Source organism: Baekduia alba, assembly GCF_028416635.1.
Taxonomy (GTDB): Bacteria; Actinomycetota; Thermoleophilia; order Solirubrobacterales; family Solirubrobacteraceae; genus Baekduia; species Baekduia alba.
In genome coordinates, this window is the sequence record NZ_CP114013.1 from 375,002 (window position 1) to 393,294 (window position 18,293).

Genomic DNA, 18,293 nt, shown 5'->3' on the forward strand with positions numbered 1-18,293 from the left:
TAAAATCTCAGTCAACCCCACTGAGATCTGCGACCCGCAGGAGACTCCGAGCACCTTGAACGCCGACCGCTTCACCATCAAGTCCCAGGAGGCCATCCAGGCCGCGATCGCGCTGGCCGCGCAGCGCAGCCACGCGCAGGCGCAGCCCGAGCACCTGCTCGCGATCCTGCTCGGCCAGGACGACTCGGTGGTCCCCGGCGTCCTGCGCAAGCTCGGCGTGGCCGGCCCGGGGCTGCGCGTCGAGGTCGACGCCTACCTGGACGCGCTCCCGACGCTCGCCAACCCCGAGGAGCCCGCGACCTCCCCCGAGCTGCTGGGCGTCGTCCGCGCGGCCGAGGTCGAGATGCGCGAGCTCGGCGACGAGTACATCTCGACCGAGCACCTGCTGCTCTCCCTCGCCGGCTATGGCGGGACGGCCGGCGAGCTGCTGCGCGCCAGCGGCGCGCCCAAGGAGGCGCTGCGCAAGGCGATCGACGAGGTCCGCGGCGCCCACAAGGTCACCAGCCAGTCGCCGGAGGACACGCTCCGGGCGCTGGAGAAGTTCGGCGTCGACCTCACCGAGCGCGCCGCCCACGGCGAGCTCGACCCCGTGATCGGCCGCGACGACGAGATCCGCCGCGTCATCCAGGTCCTGAGCCGCCGCACGAAGAACAACCCCGTGTTGATCGGCGAGCCCGGCGTCGGCAAGACCGCGATCGTCGAGGGCCTCGCCCAGCGCATCGTCAAGGGCGACGTCCCCGAGTCGCTGCGCGACCGCCGCGTCGTCTCGCTCGACATCGGCGCGCTGCTCGCCGGCTCGAAGTACCGCGGCGAGTTCGAGGAGCGCCTGAAGGCGGTCCTGGCCGAGATCAAGGAGGCCGGCGGCACCGTCGTCCTGTTCATGGACGAGCTGCACACGATCGTCGGCGCGGGCGCCGCCGAGGGCGCGGTCGACGCCGCGAACCTGCTCAAGCCGATGCTCGCCCGCGGCGAGCTGCGCGCGGTCGGCGCGACGACGCTGGACGAGTACCGCAAGCACATCGAGAAGGACGCGGCGCTGGAGCGGCGCTTCCAGCCGGTGCTCGTCGGCGAGCCCTCGGTCGAGGACACGATCGCGATCCTCCGCGGCCTGCGCGAGAAGTACGAGGTCCACCACAAGGTCAACATCCAGGACGCGGCGCTCATCGCCGCGGCGACGCTCAGCGACCGCTACATCGCCGACCGCTTCCTGCCCGACAAGGCCATCGACCTGATCGACGAGGCCGCCTCCGGCCTGCGCATCGAGATCGACTCCAAGCCCGTCGAGATCGACGAGGTCGACCGCCGCATCCTCCAGCTCGAGATCGAGCGCACGTCGCTGGCCAACGAGACCGACGAGGCCTCCGCGCAGCGCCTCGACGCGCTGGACCGCGAGCTCGCCGACCTCAAGGAGAAGTCGGCCGCGATGACCGCCGAGTGGCAGGCCGAGAAGGACGCCATCGGCGGCGTGCAGGACGTGCGCGAGCGCCTCGAGCAGGCCAAGATCGCCCTGGAGCGCGCCGAGCGCGAGGCCAACCTCGAGGAGGCCGCGCGCCTGCGCCACGGCGAGATCCCCGAGCTCGAGCGCCAGGCCGCCGAGCGCGAGGAGCGCACCGACGGCAACGCGGGCTTCCTGCGCGAGGTCGTCGACGCCGAGGACATCGCCGAGGTCGTCGCGCGCTGGACCAAGATCCCCGTGTCGCGCCTGCTGGAGGGCGAGGTCGAGAAGCTGATCCACATGGAGCAGCGCCTGCACCTGCGGGTGATCGGCCAGGAGGACGCGGTCGGCGCGGTGTCCAACGCGCTGCGCCGGTCGCGCGCCGGCCTCCAGGACCCGGACCGGCCGATCGGCAGCTTCCTGTTCCTCGGCCCGACCGGCGTCGGCAAGACCGAGCTGGCGCGCGCGCTGGCCGAGTTCATGTTCGACAGCGGCGACGCGATGGTCCGGATCGACATGTCGGAGTACATGGAGAAGCACGCGGTGTCGCGCCTCGTCGGCGCGCCGCCCGGCTACGTGGGCTACGAGGAGGGCGGCCAGCTGACCGAGGCCGTGCGCCGCCGGCCCTACACGGTGGTGCTGCTCGACGAGATCGAGAAGGCGCACCCCGACGTGTTCAACGTGCTGTTGCAGGTGATGGACGACGGGCGCCTGACCGACGGCCAGGGCCGGACGGTCGACTTCAAGAACACCGTGTTGATCATGACGTCCAACATCCCCGGGGGCCGGGTCGGTGCCGAGGGCCACTTCAAGCCCGAGTTCATCAACCGGCTGGACGACATCGTCGAGTTCCACGCCCTGGACCGCGAGCACCTCGGCGCGGTCGTCGAGCTCCAGGTCGATCGCGTGCTGACGCGCGTGCGCGACCGCGGGATCGACGTCGAGCTGAGCGCGGCCGCGCGGACGCTGCTCGGCGACCTCGGCTACGACCCGACCTACGGCGCGCGTCCGCTCAAGCGCGTCATCCAGAAGCGCCTCGTCGACCAGCTGGCGCTCGGGATCCTCGAGGGCCGCTTCCGCGAGGGCGACCGGGTCGAGGTCGACGCGCGCGACGGCGAGCTGACCTTCGAGAAGGTCGACGCGCCGGCGCCCGCCGAGCCTGCCGCGGCCCAGCCGGCCTAGGCTGAACGGACTCCGAGTTGTGCCGACGGGTGTGGCTCATCGGGGCTCCATCTTTTTGGCACCGTAGACGAGCTCGGCCGGGCAGCGCCCGGCCGTGTGTCGTCCGTGGTGATCTCGCTCGTAGTTGTATTCGTTGATGTAGGTGTTGAGGTGGCGGCGTAGGCCGGTGAAGCGGACCTGTAAGAAGCGGGCGAAGGCCGGTCGCCAGCACTCTTCCAGGACGGTGCGGTGTAGGCGTTCGACGTGGCCGTTGGTCTGTGGGCGTCCGGAGCGGGTCTGGGTGTGAGCGACGCCGTCGGGCAGGGCCGCGGCGAAGGCGCGCCGGCCGAATTCGTTGCCGTTGTCGGTCAGGACCCGCTCCAGTTGCCAGCCGGCGGCCGAGAGCTCTTTGGCGATGCGGTGGGCGAGTTTTGAGGTGTGTTCGACGGTCGGCCCGCTCGGTGGGCAGACGACCAGGTCGGCCCAGGCAAAGGAGCTGTAGGTGTCGCAGGCGGTGATCTGCCAGACCGGGCCGGCGCTGCCATGCAGGCGCCCGACAAAGAAGCAGTCGATGCCGACCAGCTCGCCGGGACGGTTGCTGTCGATGTGGGGCTCGGGCTCGGGCTCGCGCGGCGGCTCAAACGGAGCGCGGTAGCCGGCGACCAACGCCAGGCGCTTAGCCCGCGTGTTCAGGCCGTGGCGAACCAGGGTCTTGTAGACGCCGTTGGGCGAGACGATCAGCCCGCCCCACTGCGGTCGGGCCAGGCGCGTAGCGATCCGCCGCGGGCCGAGCCCGGGATGGCCCAGCGCGAAGGCGACGATCCGTTGTTCGACCATCGGCGAGAGCTGGTTGGGCATCTGCGGCGAGCGTCGTTCTCGGGGCCGCAGCATCTCGAGGCCGGACTTCTGGACCTGCTGCTTCCAGCGGTAGTAGGTCGAACGATGAACACCCATCAGACGGCAGGCCTCTGAGACTCCGCGCTCAGCGGCCAGCGAGAACAGCTGCAGGCGATAGCCGAACAGCACGTCATCCTTGGTCATGCGACTCCTCGACTCCTTGGTTTGGCGACTTCGGAGCCTGAGTCGCAACCCGGACGGGCCCGCCTTCGGCGGGCCCGTCTGAGGTCAAGGCATAGATCTCAAACGACAGACAACTGTCGCGAGAACATGGAGTCTGTTCAGCCTAGGCGTGCTCGACCGCCGCGGCCCACCGGCCGCGGCGGCCGGTGACCTCGACGGGCACGCCGAAGCAGTCGCCCACGCGCGCGCTCGTGAGGACGTCGTCGACCGGGCCGGCCGCCAGGACGTGCCCGCCGCGCAGCAGGAGCGCGTGCGTGGTCGACGGCGCGATCTCCTCCAGGTGGTGCGTGACCGTGGCGGTCGGGAGCGCCGGCCGGTCGCGGGCCAGCGAGACCAGCGCGGCGACGAGGCCCTCGCGCCCGGGCAGGTCCAGGCCGGCGGCCGGCTCGTCGAGCAGCAGCAGCTCGGGGTCGGCCATCAGCGCCCGGGCCAGCAGCAGGCGCTGGCGCTCGCCCTGCGAGCAGTCCTCGAAGCGCCGCCCGGCCAGGTCGAGCGCGGAGACCAACCCCATCAACTGCCGCGCGCGCTCCTCGTGCGCGGGCGCCAGGCGCCGGGCCTGCAGCACGATCGTGTTGAACGCGCCCGTCATCACGGTCTGCAACCCGGTGTAGCTGCCGCGCAGCGAGCGCGCCAGCCGCGCGTCGACGAAGCCGATCCGCTCGCGCAGCGCCCGGACGTCGACGCGGCCCAGCCGCGCGCCCAGCACCTCGACGGTCCCCGACGACGGCTGCGCCATCGCGCCGACCAGGTGCATCAACGTGGTCTTGCCCGCGCCGTTGGGCCCCAGGATCACCCAGTGCTCGCCCGGCGCCACGTCCCAGTCGATGCCGTCCAGCAGCCGCAGCTCACGGCCCAGCGAGGACGACCACCGCGTGACGGTGGCGTCCCGGACCCGCAGCACCTACTTCTTGACCTTCTGTGGGCAGGGGGACTTCGTGCTGGGCTTCGGCGCGCCGGGCGGCTGGAGGCACACGCCGACCGAGTAGAACAGGAACTTGCTCTGCTTGTCGCCCTCGGTGAACGTCTTGGTGGTGTCGAACTGCAACTGCCACTTGCCCAGCGCCGGGCGCGTGAACGGGAAGAGCTTGCGCTTGGCGGTCTTCGCGATCCGCCCGCACTGGCCGGTGGCCTGGCCGAGGCGCACCGTCTGCTTGAGCTTGCCGCCCGGGGCGATGTAGTGGACGTAGACGTCCGGGTTGTGCGTGGCGAGGCCGAAGCCCGCGACCGAGAAGCGCACCTTGAGCTTGGTCGGGTCGCCCTCCGACGGCGTGAAGTTCGCCTGCAGGCGCGTCACCGTGAAGGTGGCGGCGGCCGCGATGCCGCTGGAGCTGACCGCGACGTCGAACTTCCGCTCCAGCTCGTCGTCGGCGAGCATCGGCGGGGCGAACGCGCCCTGCATCGCGCCGCCGGCGTCCATCGTCCCGAGGCCGCCCGTCAGGGCGGTGTTGTCGAGCAGGACGTTGTAAGGCTGGTTGGGCGCGTACCCGTTGCCGCTGACCGTGACGTTGGTCTTGTCGGTCTGCAGGTAGCAGGTGCGATCGGTCTGGACCGCGGCGCCGTGGGCGACGGCGGGAACGGCCAGGAGAGAAAGGGGGAGAAGAGCGGCGAGACGGCGCATTGGCAAGAGCCAGGGTAGGGGTCGTGCTCCGCGGAACACGCAGATGGGGTAGAAGGAGCGGTATGCCGACGTACATCATGCTCTCCACGCTCACGCCCGAGGGCGTCCAGACGGTCAAGAACAACCCGCAGCGGATCCGCGAGGTCAACACGGAGGTCGAGCAGCTCGGGGCCTCCGTCAAGGCGCAGTGGTCGGTGCTCGGACGGTTCGACTTCGTGAGCATCGTCGAGGCGCCCGACGAGTCGACGATGGCCCGCGTGTCGCTCGAGCTGGGCTCCCGCGGGACCGGCCGGTTCGAGACGCTGAGCGCGATCCCGATCGACGACTTCATCGCCAGCCTCTAGGGGCTCGGTGCGCGTCCTGATCGTCGGCTCCGGCGGCCGCGAGCACGCGATCGCCAACGCGCTCGCGCGCTCGCCGCAGCGGCCGGAGCTGCTCGCCGCGCCCGGCAACCCGGGGATCGGCGCGGTCGCGCGCTGCTTCCCGACGCCGGTCGACGACCTCGACGGCCTGGTCGCCCTCGCGCGCGGCGAGGCCGTCGACCTCGTCGTCATCGGCCCTGAGGCGCCGCTGGTCGCGGGCCTCGCGGACCGGCTGGAGGCCGCCGGCATCGCGCACTTCGGCCCGAGCGCCGCGGCCGCGCAGATGGAGGGCTCCAAGGCGTTCGCCAAGGAGGTCATGTCCTCCGCCGGCGTGCCGACGGCCGACTGGGCCGAGGTCACGAGCGTCGACGAGGGCATGGAGGCGATCGACGGTCGCTACCCGACCGTCATCAAGTTCGACGGGCTGGCCGCGGGCAAGGGCGTCGTCGTCGCGCCCGACGCGGCGACCGCGCGCGCCGCGCTGACCGAGATGATCGAGGCACGGCGCTTCGGCGACGGCCCGGTCGTGGTCGAGGACTTCCTCGCGGGCGAGGAGCTCAGCCTCTTCGCGATCTGCGACGGCGAGCGCGCGGTCCCGATGGTCCCCGCGCAGGACTACAAGCGGATCTTCGACGGCGACGAGGGCCCCAACACCGGCGGCATGGGCGCGTACTCGCCGGTCGTCGGCGCGCCGGACGTCGACGACCTCGTCGCGCAGATCCACCAGCCGGTCGTCGACCTGCTGCGCGAGCGCGGCACGCCGTTCCACGGCGTCCTCTACGCGGGCCTGATGCTCACCGACGACGGCGCGCAGGTCATCGAGTTCAACGCGCGCTTCGGCGATCCCGAGACGCAGGTCGTCCTGCCGCGGCTGCGCAGCGACCTGCTGGAGACGCTGGTCGCGGCGACGCGCCCCGGCGGCCTGGCCTCCTGCGCGCCGATGGCCTTCGGCGACGACTGGGCCGTGAGCGTGGTGCTCGCGAGCGCCGGCTACCCGCAGTCGTCCTCGTCGGGCGACGTCATCACGGGCCTGGAGGACGCCGCGCGCGCGGGCGCCGAGGTCATCCACGCGGGCACCGCGCGCGACGCCGCGGGCGCCGTCGTGACCGCCGGCGGGCGGGTCCTGAACGTGACCGCGTTGGGCCCCGACCCGGCAGCCGCCCGCGAACGTGCCTATGCTGCCGCCGACCTCATCCAGTTCGAAGGACGGCAGCTGCGGCGCGACATCGCGCAGCGCGCCGTGGAGCGTGTGACCCCATGACCGACCAGCCCCAGCCGACGACCACCGAGCCGCAGACGATGACGCAGCTCGAGGAGGCCGCGACCGACACCGATGCGCCGCGCGTCGGGATCATCATGGGATCGCAGTCCGACATGGACACCATGGCCGCCGCGGCCAAGGTCCTGGAGGACGCCGGCGTGCGGTCCGAGACCCGCGTCATGTCCGCGCACCGCGACCCGGAGACGGTCGCCGACTACTGCAAGAACGCGCGGATGCGCGGGCTCAAGGTCATCATCGCGGGCGCCGGCCTGTCCGCCGCGCTGCCCGGCGTCGCCGCCGCGCACACCGACCTGCCGGTCATCGGCGTGCCGCTGTCCTCGCGGCTGTCGGCCGCCGGCGGCCTCGACGCGCTGCTGTCCGTCGTCCAGATGCCGCCGGGCGTGCCGGTCGCGGCCGTCGGCCTGGACAACGCGAAGAACGCCGGCCATCTGGCGCTTCGCATCCTCAACGCCTAGCTCGCTCTAGACTCTCGGCGCGTGATCCCGCGCTACACCCGCCCCGAGATCGGGGCCGTCTGGACCGACGAGGCCAAGCTCGAGAGCTGGCGGCAGGTGGAGGTCGCCTGCGCCGTCGAGACCGGCGGGCCGACGCCCGCCGAGCTGGAGGCGATCGCGCTCGCGACGTTCACCGTCGAGGCGGTCCTGGAGCGCGAGAAGGTCACCGACCACGACGTCGCCGCGTTCGTGGACGTGCTCTCGGCCTCCGCCGGCGAGGCCGGCCGCTGGATCCACTACGGCCTGACCTCGTCCGACGTCCTCGACACCGCGCTCGGCGTCCAGCTGCGCAAGGCGGGCGACATCCTCCTCGCGGGCGCGCGCGACTTCCGGGACGCCTTGGTCGAGCAGGCGCGCGCGCAGGTCGACACGGTCTGCGTCGGCCGCACCCACGGCGTGCACGCCGAGCCGACGACGTTCGGCATCAAGCTCGCCGGCTTCGCCTTCGAGGCCGACCGCAACCTCAAGCGGCTGGAGCGCGCGATCGACCAGGTCGCCGTCGGCGCGATCTCCGGCGCCGTCGGGACCTACTCCGCGACCTCGCCCGACTTCGAGCGTCGCGTCCTCGCGCGCCTGGGCCTGGAGGCCGAGCCGGTCTCCACGCAGGTCGTCGCGCGCGACCGCCACGCCGAGCTGCTGCAGGCGATCGCGCTGGCCGGCGCCGGGCTGGAGCGCTTCGCCACCGAGTTCCGCCACCTCCAGCGCACCGAGGTGCGCGAGGTCGAGGAGCCGTTCCGCGCCGGCGCGCAGAAGGGCTCGAGCGCGATGCCGCACAAGCGCAACCCGATCGTGAGCGAGCGGATCACCGGCCTTGCGCGCGTCCTGCGCGGCTACAGCCAGGTCGGTGTCGAAGACGTCGCCCTGTGGCACGAGCGCGACATCTCGCACTCGGGCGCCGAGCGCGTCGTGCTCCCCGACGCGACGATCGCGCTGGACTACATGCAGGCGCTCGCCACCCGGCTGGCGCGCGGCATGGTCGTCCACGCCGACCGCATGCGCGAGAACATCGACCTGACCTACGGCGCGCTGTTCTCCCAGCGGGTCCTGCTGGCGCTCGTCGCCGGCGGCCGCCAGCGCGACGACGCGTACCGGATCGCGCAGCGCACCGCGCAGCAGGCGTGGGACACGAAGACGCAGCTGCGCTCGATCCTGGAGCAGGAGCCGGAGCTCGGCCTGGACCTCGACGAGATCTTCGACCTGTCGCACTACACCAAGCACGCCCACGAGATCGTGGGCCGGCTGGAACTGCTGGCGCCGGTGGCGGCGACGGCCTAGGGCCGCCGCCGCCACGCGCCTCTCCTGCGGCGGCTTTCGCTACGCCGCCACCAGTGCTTCGACGCCCTCGGCCGCCGCGGCGCTCGCGTTGGCCTCGCGGGCGCGGAGCGTGACCGCCACCACGACCGCGGCCAGGGCCAGCAGCGCGGCGCCGATGGCGAACGCGACCGTGTAGCCGTGCACGAGCGCCTCGGCGTGCGTGCCCGTCGCATGGTCGGTCGCCGAGATCGCGAACGTCGACAGGATGGCCAGGCCGAGCGCGCCGCCGATCTGCTGCGACGTGTTGAACAGCCCGGACGCCAGGCCCTGGTCGTCGGGGTCCACGCCGCCGGTCGCGATCAGCGTCAGCGGCACGAACGCGTGGCCGATGCCCAGCGCGAGCAGCATGATCCCGGGCAGGAACCCGCCGAGGTAGCCGCTGTCGGGCGTCAGCATCGTCATCCACGCCAGGCCCAGCGCGCCGAGCACGAGCCCGCCGAGCAGGACCGCCTTGACGCCGAACCGCGCGATCAGGTTCTGCGAGCTGACCGAGCCGGCGATGATCCCGACGGTCATCGGGACGAACGCCGCGCCGGACTCGAGCGCGTTGTAGCCCTTGATCTGCTGGAAGTACAGCGAGCCGAAGAAGAAGAACGCGTTCATGCCGCTCAGGAGGAACAGCGTCGTCACGTTCGCCGTCGTCAGCGTGCGGGTCCGGAAGATCGACAGCCGGACCAGCGGCGCGGCACGCCGCGTCTGGACGTAGCCGAAGGCGACCAGCAGCGCGATCGCGCCGGCGCCGAGGCCGAGCGTCTTGGGGCTGCCCCAGCCGAAGTCCTGCGCCTTGACGATGGCGTAGGTCAGCACCACGAGGCCCGAGGTCACCAGGAAGGCGCCGATCAGGTCGAAGCCGCCGCGCGTGTCCTCCGCCTTGGACTCGGGGACGAACCGCAGCGCGAGCAGCAGCGTGGCGATGCCGACGGGGACGTTGACGAAGAAGACCCACTCCCACGACAGGGCGTCGGTCAGCAGGCCGCCGAGCAGCAGGCCGACGGCGCCGCCGCCGCCGGAGATCGCCGCGAAGGCGCCGAGCGCCTTGGCGCGGTCGGGGCCCTCGGGGACGGTCGTCGTGATGATCGACAGCGCGGCCGGCGAGACCAGCGCGGCACCCAGGCCCTGGAGCGCGCGGGCGCCCACGAGGAACCCTGGGGACGTCGCCAGGCCGTCGAGCAGCGACGCGGCCGTGAACACCGTGATGCCCACGACGAACAGCTTGCGCCGGCCGAGCAGGTCGCCGGCGCGACCACCGAGGAGCAGGAAGCCGCCGAAGACCAGCATGTAGGCGTTGACGACCCACTGGAGGTCGCCGGCGCTGAACTTCAGGTCGGATTGGATGGAGGGCAGGGCGACGTTCGTGATCGTCGCGTCGAGGATCACCATGAACTGCGCGAGGCAGACCACGACGACCGTCACGAGCCAGTGGCGCGCGATTGGCGAGTCTTCGGTCACGTGGGCCTGGGAAGTGGGGGAGGAGAGGTCGGTCATGAGGGTGTGGGGTTGGAGAGCAAGCGGACCAGTCGGTCCGGATGACCGTAGCACAAGCGAACCAGTCGGTCCGCTTTTTCGGACCGGTCGGTCCGTCTTTCTGGACCGAGTGGTCCGTTTGGGGGGTCGGGACTGCTACCGTGGTTGCCATGACGGTCCCGAATGCCCTCCCTATGCGCGCCGACGCACGGCGCAACTTGGAGCGCATCCTGGAAGCCGCCCGCGAGGCGTTCGCCGAGCGCGGCCTCGACGTCGGCGTCGAGGAGATCGCGCGGCGCGCCGGCGTCGGCAAGGCTACGTTCTTTCGCCGCTTCCCCACCAAGGACGCGCTCGTCCTGGCGGTGCTGGAGGGCTTCGTGGCCGATATGGAGGTCTCGGCGCAGCGGGCGCTGGAGCTCGAGGACCCGATGGAGAGCCTGCGCGTCTTCATGATGAGCCACATCCGGCTGCAGGCCGAGAACACGGCCTTCTTCGACGCGGTCGCCGCGCGCTGGAGCGCGGGCCTGAACCCGCCGGTCGAGCTGACCGACCGCATGCTCGCCGCGCTCGCCACCGTGCTGGCGCCCGCGCAGGCCGCGGGCGTGCTGCGCGAGGGCGTCGAGCCGGGCGACCTGTCGACGATGGTCAAGATGCTCGGCGCGGCGATCCGGCCGATGCCGGGGATGCTGCTCTGCGAGGCGGCGTGGGACCGCTACCTGGAGCTCGTGCTCGCCGGCATCCGGTCCGGTCAGCCGGCGCTTCCGGGCAGCGCCGCGGATCCGTGCGCGATGGCGCGCGAGATCTCCGCGAAGTCGGCCGGATCCGTCACTCACTGACGCCGCCGCCTTCGATACCTTGGGGCGTGTGACCGCCGCCGCCGACCTCGACCTGCCGCTCGTCGCCAGCGGCAAGGTCCGTGAGATCTACGACCTGGACGATCGCCTTCTCCTGGTCGCCTCCGATCGCATCTCCACCTACGACGTCGTCCATCCCAACGGGATCCCGGACAAGGGCAAGGTGCTGACCGGCATCTCCGCCTTCTGGTTCAACAAGACCGGGCACATCGTGCCCAACCACTACATCTCGGCCACCGAGGGCGTGCCGGCCGAGGTCCGCGGCCGCGCGATGGCCGTCCAGAAGCTCAAGATGCTGCCGGTCGAGTGCGTCGTGCGCGGCTACATCACCGGCTCGGGCTGGAAGGACTACCAGGCCACGGGCGCGGTCTCGGGCATCGAGCTGCCGCCCGGGCTGCGCGAGTCCCAGAAGCTGCCGACGCCGATCTTCACGCCGTCGACCAAGGCCGACGTCGGGCACGACGAGGCGATCGACCTCGCGCAGGCCGGCGAGATCCTGGGCGATCCGGACATGGCCGCGCGCCTGCGCGACGTCTCGATCGAGTTGTACTCCTTCGCCGCCGAGCAGGCGGCCGAGCGCGGCGTGATCCTGGCCGACACGAAGTTCGAGTTCGGGATCAACAGCGCCGGCGAGCTGATCCTCGGCGACGAGGCGCTGACGCCGGACTCCTCGCGCTACTGGCCGGCCGAGGGCTACGAGCCCGGCCACGGCCAGCCGTCGTTCGACAAGCAGTACGTGCGCGACTGGGCGTCGGGCACGGGCTGGGACAAGGCGCCGCCGGCGCCGGAGATCCCGCAGGACGTCGTCGCGGGCACGCGTGCGAAGTACGTCGAGGCCTACGAGCTGGTCTGCGGCGAGTCGTTCGACGCCTGGCTGGCGCGGACGTCGGCATGAGGGCGCGCGTGCTGATCCGGCCCAAGGCCGGGATCCTCGACCCGCAGGGCGTCGCCGTCGAGCGCGCGCTGCCGGCGCTCGGCTTCGCAGGCGTCGCGAACGTCCACGTCGGCCGCCTGGTCGAGCTGGACGTCGAGGACGAGGCGCAGCTGGACGACATGTGCCGCCGGCTGCTGGCCAACCCGCTGATCGAGGACTACGAGATCCAGGCGGTCGGCTCTTGAAGCTCGGCGTCGTGACCTTCCCCGGCACCTGCGACGACGCCGACGCGCGGCTCGCCGTGAGCAAGGTCGCGGAGCCGGTCGCCCTGTGGCATCGCGACAGCGACCTGCGGGGCGTCGACGGCGTCGTCGTCCCGGGCGGCTTCTCCTACGGCGACTACCTGCGCGCCGGGTCGATCGCGCGCTTCTCGCCGGTCATGGAGTCGGTCATCGCGTTCGCCCACGCCGGCGGGCCGGTGCTCGGCATCTGCAACGGCTTCCAGATCCTGTGCGAGGCGGGTCTGCTGCCGGGCGCGCTGCTGCCCAACAAGGACCTCCGCTTCGTCTGCCGCCAGGTGGACCTCGAGGTGCAGACGACGAGCACGCCGTTCACCTCCACCTGCGAGGTCGGCCAGACGCTGTCGATCCCGGCCAAGCACCAGACCGGCTGCTTCTTCGGCGACGTGCCGGACGCGCAGGTCGTGCTGCGCTACGCCGCCGGCCACAACTTCAACGGCTCGCAGGACGACATCGCGGGCGTCGTCAACGAGCAGGGCAACGTGATGGGCCTGATGCCGCATCCCGAGCACGCGGTCGACGTCCTGACCGGCGGCTCGGCCGACGGGCTCAAGCTCTTCGAGGGGATGGCCCGTGTCGCCGTCGCCTGAGGCCGCCGCGGTGAATGCGGCCCGCCCCCCCATCGAGCAGGCCGTCGCGCTCGGCCTGACGCGCGACGAGTACCGGATGGTCGTCGACGAGCTCGGCGGGCGCGAGCCCAACGAGGTCGAGCTGGCGATGTTCTCGCTGCTGTGGAGCGAGCACTGCGCCTACAAGCACTCCAAGAAGCTGCTGCGCACGCTGCCGACCGAGGGGCCGGCCGTCGTCATGGGGCCGGGCGAGAACGCCGGCGCCGTCGACGTCGGCGACGGCTGGGCGGTCGCGTTCAAGGTCGAGTCGCACAACCACCCGTCCGCGGTCGAGCCCTTCCAGGGCGCGGCGACCGGCGTCGGCGGGATCCTGCGCGACATCTTCGCGCTCGGCGCGCGGCCGATCGCGGTCCTCGACTCGCTGCGCTTCGGCGAGCCGGACTCCGAGCGCTCGCGCTACCTGCTCGACCGCGCCGTGGCCGGCATCGGCCACTACGGCAACTCGATCGGCGTGCCGACCGTGGGCGGCGAGGTCGTCTTCGAGGCGCCCTACGAGACCAACTGCCTCGTCAACGCGATGGCGATCGGCCTGGCGAAGACCGACGACATGATCCGGTCGGCCGCGGCCGGCGTCGGCAACGTCCTTGTGCTGTTCGGCGCGTCCACCGGCCGCGACGGCATCGGCGGCGCGTCGGTGCTCGCGTCGACCGAGCTCGACGTGGCCGACGAGTCCAAGCGCCCGTCGGTGCAGGTCGGCGACCCGTTCGAGGAGTCCAAGCTCCTGGAGTGCTCGCTGGAGCTGCTGGCGTCCGGGTTGTTGGTGGCCTTGCAGGACCTGGGCGCCGCGGGCCTGACGTCCGCCGCCTCCGAGATGGCGGCCAAGGGCGAGGTCGGCCTCGACCTCGACGTCGCCAAGGTCCCGCTGCGCGAGGCCGACATGGAGCCGTTCGAGATCATGGTGTCCGAGTCGCAGGAGCGCATGCTGTGCGTCTGCGAGCCGGCCAAGGTCGACGCGGTCCTGGCGCTCTGCGAGAAGTGGGAGGTCAACGGCACCGCGATCGGCACCGTGACCGAGGGCAACCGCTTCCGGATCCTGCGCGGCGACGAGCTCGTCGGCGACATGCCGGTCACCGGCCTGGTCGACGACGCGCCGCTGTACGACCTGGCGCCCGAGAAGCCGGCGGCGGGCCTGTACCCGGCGCCGCCCGTCGTCCTGGGCTTCGAGGCCGACGTGCGCGAGGCGCTCGTCGCGCTGCTGTCGTCGCCGAACCTCGCGTCGCGCCGTCCGCTGTTCGAGCAGTACGACGCGATCGTCCAGTCGCGCACCGTGCGCCGGCCCGAAGAGGCCGACGCCGCCGTCCTGCACCTGCACGACATGGGTGAGGGCGCGCCGGCGATCGCGACGTCGATCGACGGCAACGGCCGCCGCGTCGCCGCAGACCCGTACTGGGGCACCGTCGGCAACGTCCTGGAGTGCGCCGCGAACCTCGCGGCGGTCGGCGCCCAGCCGCTGGGCACGACCAACAACCTCAACTTCGGCAACCCCGAGAAGCCGCACATCGCGTGGCAGCTGACCGAGGCCGTGCGCGGCCTGGGGGCGGCGTGCCGCGCGCTGGAGGCGCCGATCGTTGGCGGCAACGTGTCGCTCTACAACGAGGGCGCCGGCGGCCCGATCTACCCGACGCCGGTCGTCGGCATGGTCGGCATCCTGCCCGACGCCACGCGCGCCGGTCGGCTGGCGTTCGCCCGGGACGGCGACGCGATCGCGCTGGTCGGCTTCGACCTCGACGGCGCGTCGCTCGACGCCAGCGAGCTGTCCAAGCTGCGCGGCGAGGCGCTCCCGGACGGGCTGCCGGAGATCGACGTCGCCGCGGTCGCGCGCACGCTGGACACGATCCGCGCCGCCGTTCGCGCCGGCACGCTGACCAGCGCGCACGACATCGCCGAAGGCGGCCTGCTGGTCGCGATCGCCGAGTCGGCGCTGGCCGGCGACCGCGGCGCCGCGCTCGACCTCGGCGACGCCGAGGACGTCTGGACCACGCTCTTCGGCGAGCGCTCCGGCGGCTTCGTCGTCTCCGGCCCGCGCGCAACGCTCGAAGGCCTCGGCGCCGACGGCGTGCCCGTCACGATCCTCGGCACCGTCGGCGGCGACCACCTCGAGGTCTCGGTCTCCAGCCTCACCGAGCGCTGGCCACTGGCCGACCTCCACACGGCCTCCGCCGCGCTGGCACCGCTGTTCCCGTAGCGCACGGATCGCCAGGGTCGCGGCCGTCGTCGAGCGGGTAGCCCGACCGCGAATGCGATCTGCGGAGATCCTCGTCGGCCTGCTCGGGGCCGTGACCGTGCTGGCCGGGGCGGCTCGGCGCGTCGGCGTGCCGTCGCCGATCGTGCTGGTCGTCTGCGGCCTGGCCGTCGGGCTCGTGCCTGGGCTGCCGTCCGTCGAGCTCGATCCGGACCTCGTGTTCTTCGTGTTCCTGCCGCCGCTGATCTACGGCGCGGGGTTCAACTCGTCCCCGCGCGACCTGCGCCAGCAGGCGCGGCGGATCGGCGTCCTGGCGATCGGGCTCGTCGCGGCGAGCACGGTGGCGGTCGCGGTCGTCGTCAAGCTCGCGGTCCCCGGCTTCGGCTGGGCCGAGGCGTTCGTGCTCGGCGCGGTGCTCGCGCCGACCGATCCGGTCGCGGCCGTCGCGATCATGCAGCGGCTGCGCGTCGCGCCGCAGCTGTCGGCGGTCATCGAGGGCGAGTCGCTGGTCAACGACGGCACCGGCCTCGTGCTCTACCGGCTGGCGGTCGGCGCCGCGGTGTCCGGCACGTTCTCCGTCCTCGACGGCGCGTGGCAGCTGGTCGCGACCGGCGCCGGCGGCGTGGCGATCGGCCTGGCCGTCGGCTACCTGATCAACCGCGTGCGCGGCCGGATCGACGACGCGCCGATCGAGATCACGCTGTCGCTCTTCACGCCCTACGCGGCGTACATCGCGGCCGAGGCGATCGGCGCCTCCGGGATCCTCGCGGCCGTCACCGTCGGCCTCTACCTCGGCGCGCGCTCGGAGGGGCTGTTCTCGGCGACCGCGCGCATCGAAGCCCAGGGCTTCTGGAACGCGCTGACGTTCATCCTGGAGTCGACCCTGTTCTTGTTGATGGGGTTGCAGATCCGCGACGTCGCGAGCGGGATCGAGGACCTCGACGCCGGGCGCGTGACGCTCACGGTGGCGATCACGCTCGCCGTCGTCCTCGGCCTGCGGGTGATCTGGATGTTCTCGGTCGGCCCGTTCCTGCGCCGCCTGATCCCCGGCGAGCCGAAGGAGGAGCCGCCGGAGCTGAGCTCGGGCGAGCGGCTCGTCGCGGGCTGGGCCGGGATGCGCGGCGCGGTATCGCTGGCCGCGGCGCTGGCGATCCCCGCCACGGTCGACGGCGGCGCGCCGTTCCCGCAGCGCGAGCTGATCGTCTTCACGGTGTTCTCGGTGATCGTGCTGGGGTTGCTGCTCCAAGGTCTCACGCTGCCGGCGCTGATCAAGGCGACGGGGCTGGGCCGGGACGAGGCCGACGACGCCGCCGACGAGGCGCGCGCCCGTGGCGCCGCGGCCGAGGCGGCGCTCGCGCGCCTGGACGAGATGCGGCGCGACCCGGCCGACGACGACCGCGCGACCGAGCACCTGCGCGAGCTGTACGAGGCGCGCCTCGAGCACGCGCGCGCGCCGCAGGACGAGCGCGGCGACCCCGACCGCGAGCACGTCGAGGCCTTCGAGCGGCTGCGCGAGGAGCTGCTGCGCTCCGAGCGCGCCGCCCTGCACGAGCTGCACGCGCGCGGCGAGATCTCCGAGGAGGCGCTGAAGACGGTGGAGCGCGACCTCGACCTCCAGGAGGCCCGGCTGGACTGAGCCCGCAACCTCCGTCGATCGCGGACGCGGACGCCGCCGCGGGCGTTGCTACCCTGCGCCCTGCCGCCGCGTCTGACTCGGGCGGTCCTCATGACCGAGCAGAACACCCCTCTCGACGAGCGCGACGGCCCGCGCGACGAGTGCGGCGTGTTCGGGATCTACGCGCCCGAGCACGACGTTTCGCGCCTGGCCTACTTCGCCCTCTACGCGCTGCAGCACCGCGGCCAGGAGTCTGCGGGCATCGCCGCGGCCGACCGTGGCGGCTACATCATCACGCAGCGCGCGCTGGGCCTGGTCAACCAGGTCTTCAAGGAGCACGACCTCCGTGCCCTCGCGGGCGACCTGGCCATCGGCCACGTCCGCTACTCCACCACCGGCTCCAACGAGTGGGAGAACTCGCAGCCCGTGCACCGCAGCGCGAGCAGCGCGGGTCACCGCGAGCTCGCGCTGGCGCACAACGGCAACCTGATCAACGCCGTGGAGCTGCACGCCGAGCTGCGCGCCAAGGGCGTCCAGTTCTCCTCCACGTCGGACTCCGAGATCATCGCCGCGCTGATCTCGACGCACCCGGCGGAGAAGGTCGAGGACGCCGTCGCCGACGTCCTGCCGCGCCTGAAGGGCGCGTTCTCGACGGTCGTCATGACCAAGGACAAGGTCGTCGCGTTCCGCGATCCGGCCGGTCTGCGACCGCTCGCGCTCGGCCAGCTCGGCGACCGCTACGCGGTGGCCTCCGAGTCCTGCGCGTTCGACATCATCGGCGCCAAGTTCATGCGCGACGTCGCGCCGGGCGAGGTCGTGACGCTGTCGGAGCGGGGCATCGGCACCAAGCAGGTCGTCTCCGGCGAGCGCCAGGCGTTCTGCGTCTTCGAGTACATCTACTTCGCGCGGCCGGACTCGCGGATGAACGGCCAGCTGCTGCAGGCCGCCCGCGGCCGGATGGGCGAGATCCTGGCGCGCGAGGCCCCGGCGCCGGGCGCCGACCTCGTCATCGCGGTCCCGGACTCCGGCAACCCCGCCGCGCGCGGGTTCGCCCGCGCCGCCGGCCTGCCGCAGGACGACGGCCTGATCAAGAACCGCTACGTCGCGCGCACGTTCATCCAGCCGGGCCAGGAGCTGCGCAAGCACGGGCTGCGGATGAAGTTCAACCCGCTGCCGGAGATCGTCGGCGGCAAGCGGCTCGTGGTGGTCGACGACTCGATCGTGCGCGGCAACACGACGCGCCAGATCGTGCAGATGCTCCGGGACGCCGGCGCGCTGGAGGTCCACATGCGGATCTCGGCCCCGCCGATCAAGCACCCGTGCTTCTACGGCATCGACATGAGCAAGCGCGAGGAGATGATCGCGCACGAGCGGACGCCGGCGCAGGTCGCCGAGGAGCTCGGCGTCGACTCGCTGGCGTACCTCTCGCTGGAGGGCGTGTACGAGGCCGTGAAGGGCGACCGCGCGAACCACTGCGACGCGTGCTTCAGCGGTGAGTACCCCTTGCCCGGCACCGAGGCCGGGCAGGCCAAGGACGCGTTCGAGCTGCCGCTCGCACGGGCTGCCGCCGTCTAGTTCGGCCGTGTCCGAGATCGTGGGGTAGGCGTCCTTGCCGCCACGGGCGGCAGGG

Annotated in this window: 16 protein-coding genes; 12 read left to right on the forward strand and 4 right to left on the reverse strand. The window is 72.2% G+C overall.

Features of this window, described 5'->3' with window-relative positions; translation table 11 throughout:
• Window positions 1-55: 55 nt before the first annotated feature.
• Entirely contained in the window at window positions 56-2,617 is a 2,562-nt protein-coding gene (gene clpB, locus DSM104299_RS01805; RefSeq protein WP_272475574.1) for an ATP-dependent chaperone ClpB, read from the forward strand.
• A gap of 36 nt (window positions 2,618-2,653) precedes the next feature.
• Here the strand turns inward: clpB and DSM104299_RS01810 are convergent, their stop codons facing one another.
• From DSM104299_RS01810 to DSM104299_RS01820, 3 genes are all read right to left on the reverse strand, one after another.
• The gene (locus tag DSM104299_RS01810) at window positions 2,654-3,637 is read right to left on the reverse strand and encodes a helix-turn-helix domain-containing protein (RefSeq protein WP_272472513.1); all 984 of its coding nucleotides are present in this window, start codon (window positions 3,635-3,637) and stop codon (window positions 2,654-2,656) included.
• Window positions 3,638-3,779: 142 nt separating this feature from the next.
• A complete protein-coding gene (locus tag DSM104299_RS01815) occupies window positions 3,780-4,577 on the reverse strand; it encodes an ABC transporter ATP-binding protein (protein WP_272475575.1) in 798 nt (265 codons plus the stop codon).
• Window positions 4,578-5,294, reverse strand: a complete 717-nt coding sequence (locus DSM104299_RS01820) for a hypothetical protein (protein WP_272475576.1) — start codon at window positions 5,292-5,294, stop codon at window positions 4,578-4,580.
• Window positions 5,295-5,356: 62 nt separating this feature from the next.
• Here DSM104299_RS01820 and DSM104299_RS01825 point away from each other — a divergent pair, with 62 nt between their 5' ends.
• From DSM104299_RS01825 to purB, 4 genes are read left to right on the forward strand one after another with little or no spacing between them, the layout of a single operon-like run.
• Window positions 5,357-5,638, forward strand: coding sequence for a GYD domain-containing protein (locus DSM104299_RS01825; protein WP_272475577.1), 282 nt, complete (start codon window positions 5,357-5,359; stop codon window positions 5,636-5,638).
• Between the two features lie 7 nt (window positions 5,639-5,645).
• The gene (gene purD, locus DSM104299_RS01830; RefSeq protein ID WP_272475578.1) at window positions 5,646-6,917 is read left to right on the forward strand and encodes a phosphoribosylamine--glycine ligase; all 1,272 of its coding nucleotides are present in this window, start codon (window positions 5,646-5,648) and stop codon (window positions 6,915-6,917) included.
• Window positions 6,914-7,393 carry a 5-(carboxyamino)imidazole ribonucleotide mutase gene (gene purE, locus DSM104299_RS01835; protein ID WP_272475579.1) on the forward strand — a complete coding sequence of 160 codons (480 nt, stop codon included), beginning with the start codon at window positions 6,914-6,916 and terminating at the stop codon, window positions 7,391-7,393. The genes purD and purE overlap by 4 nt, the downstream gene beginning before the upstream one ends.
• A 21-nt stretch (window positions 7,394-7,414) precedes the next feature.
• Entirely contained in the window at window positions 7,415-8,707 is a 1,293-nt protein-coding gene (gene purB, locus DSM104299_RS01840; RefSeq protein ID WP_272475580.1) for an adenylosuccinate lyase, read from the forward strand.
• Window positions 8,708-8,746: 39 nt separating this feature from the next.
• Here the strand turns inward: purB and DSM104299_RS01845 are convergent, their stop codons facing one another.
• Window positions 8,747-10,231 carry an MFS transporter gene (locus tag DSM104299_RS01845; RefSeq protein WP_272475581.1) on the reverse strand — a complete coding sequence of 495 codons (1,485 nt, stop codon included), beginning with the start codon at window positions 10,229-10,231 and terminating at the stop codon, window positions 8,747-8,749.
• A gap of 149 nt (window positions 10,232-10,380) precedes the next feature.
• Here DSM104299_RS01845 and DSM104299_RS01850 point away from each other — a divergent pair, with 149 nt between their 5' ends.
• The 7 genes from DSM104299_RS01850 to purF all read left to right on the forward strand — a co-directional run bounded on the left by DSM104299_RS01850 (window position 10,381) and on the right by purF (window position 18,238).
• Entirely contained in the window at window positions 10,381-11,046 is a 666-nt protein-coding gene (locus DSM104299_RS01850; RefSeq protein ID WP_272475582.1) for a TetR/AcrR family transcriptional regulator, read from the forward strand.
• A gap of 28 nt (window positions 11,047-11,074) precedes the next feature.
• Window positions 11,075-11,959: a phosphoribosylaminoimidazolesuccinocarboxamide synthase gene (locus DSM104299_RS01855; RefSeq protein WP_272475583.1), complete on the forward strand. Its 885-nt coding sequence runs from the start codon at window positions 11,075-11,077 to the stop codon at window positions 11,957-11,959.
• Window positions 11,956-12,183: a phosphoribosylformylglycinamidine synthase subunit PurS gene (gene purS, locus DSM104299_RS01860; protein WP_272475584.1), complete on the forward strand. Its 228-nt coding sequence runs from the start codon at window positions 11,956-11,958 to the stop codon at window positions 12,181-12,183. Before DSM104299_RS01855 ends, purS begins: the two co-directional genes overlap by 4 nt.
• Window positions 12,184-12,194: 11 nt before the next feature.
• Window positions 12,195-12,827, forward strand: a complete 633-nt coding sequence (gene purQ, locus DSM104299_RS01865; RefSeq protein ID WP_272475585.1) for a phosphoribosylformylglycinamidine synthase subunit PurQ — start codon at window positions 12,195-12,197, stop codon at window positions 12,825-12,827.
• Window positions 12,828-12,837: 10 nt separating this feature from the next.
• Window positions 12,838-15,051, forward strand: a complete 2,214-nt coding sequence (gene purL, locus DSM104299_RS01870) for a phosphoribosylformylglycinamidine synthase subunit PurL (protein ID WP_272475586.1) — start codon at window positions 12,838-12,840, stop codon at window positions 15,049-15,051.
• Between the two features lie 52 nt (window positions 15,052-15,103).
• Window positions 15,104-16,684: a Na+/H+ antiporter gene (locus DSM104299_RS01875; protein ID WP_272475587.1), complete on the forward strand. Its 1,581-nt coding sequence runs from the start codon at window positions 15,104-15,106 to the stop codon at window positions 16,682-16,684.
• A gap of 90 nt (window positions 16,685-16,774) precedes the next feature.
• Window positions 16,775-18,238 carry an amidophosphoribosyltransferase gene (purF, locus tag DSM104299_RS01880; RefSeq protein ID WP_272475588.1) on the forward strand — a complete coding sequence of 488 codons (1,464 nt, stop codon included), beginning with the start codon at window positions 16,775-16,777 and terminating at the stop codon, window positions 18,236-18,238.
• Window positions 18,239-18,293: the final 55 nt, after the last annotated feature.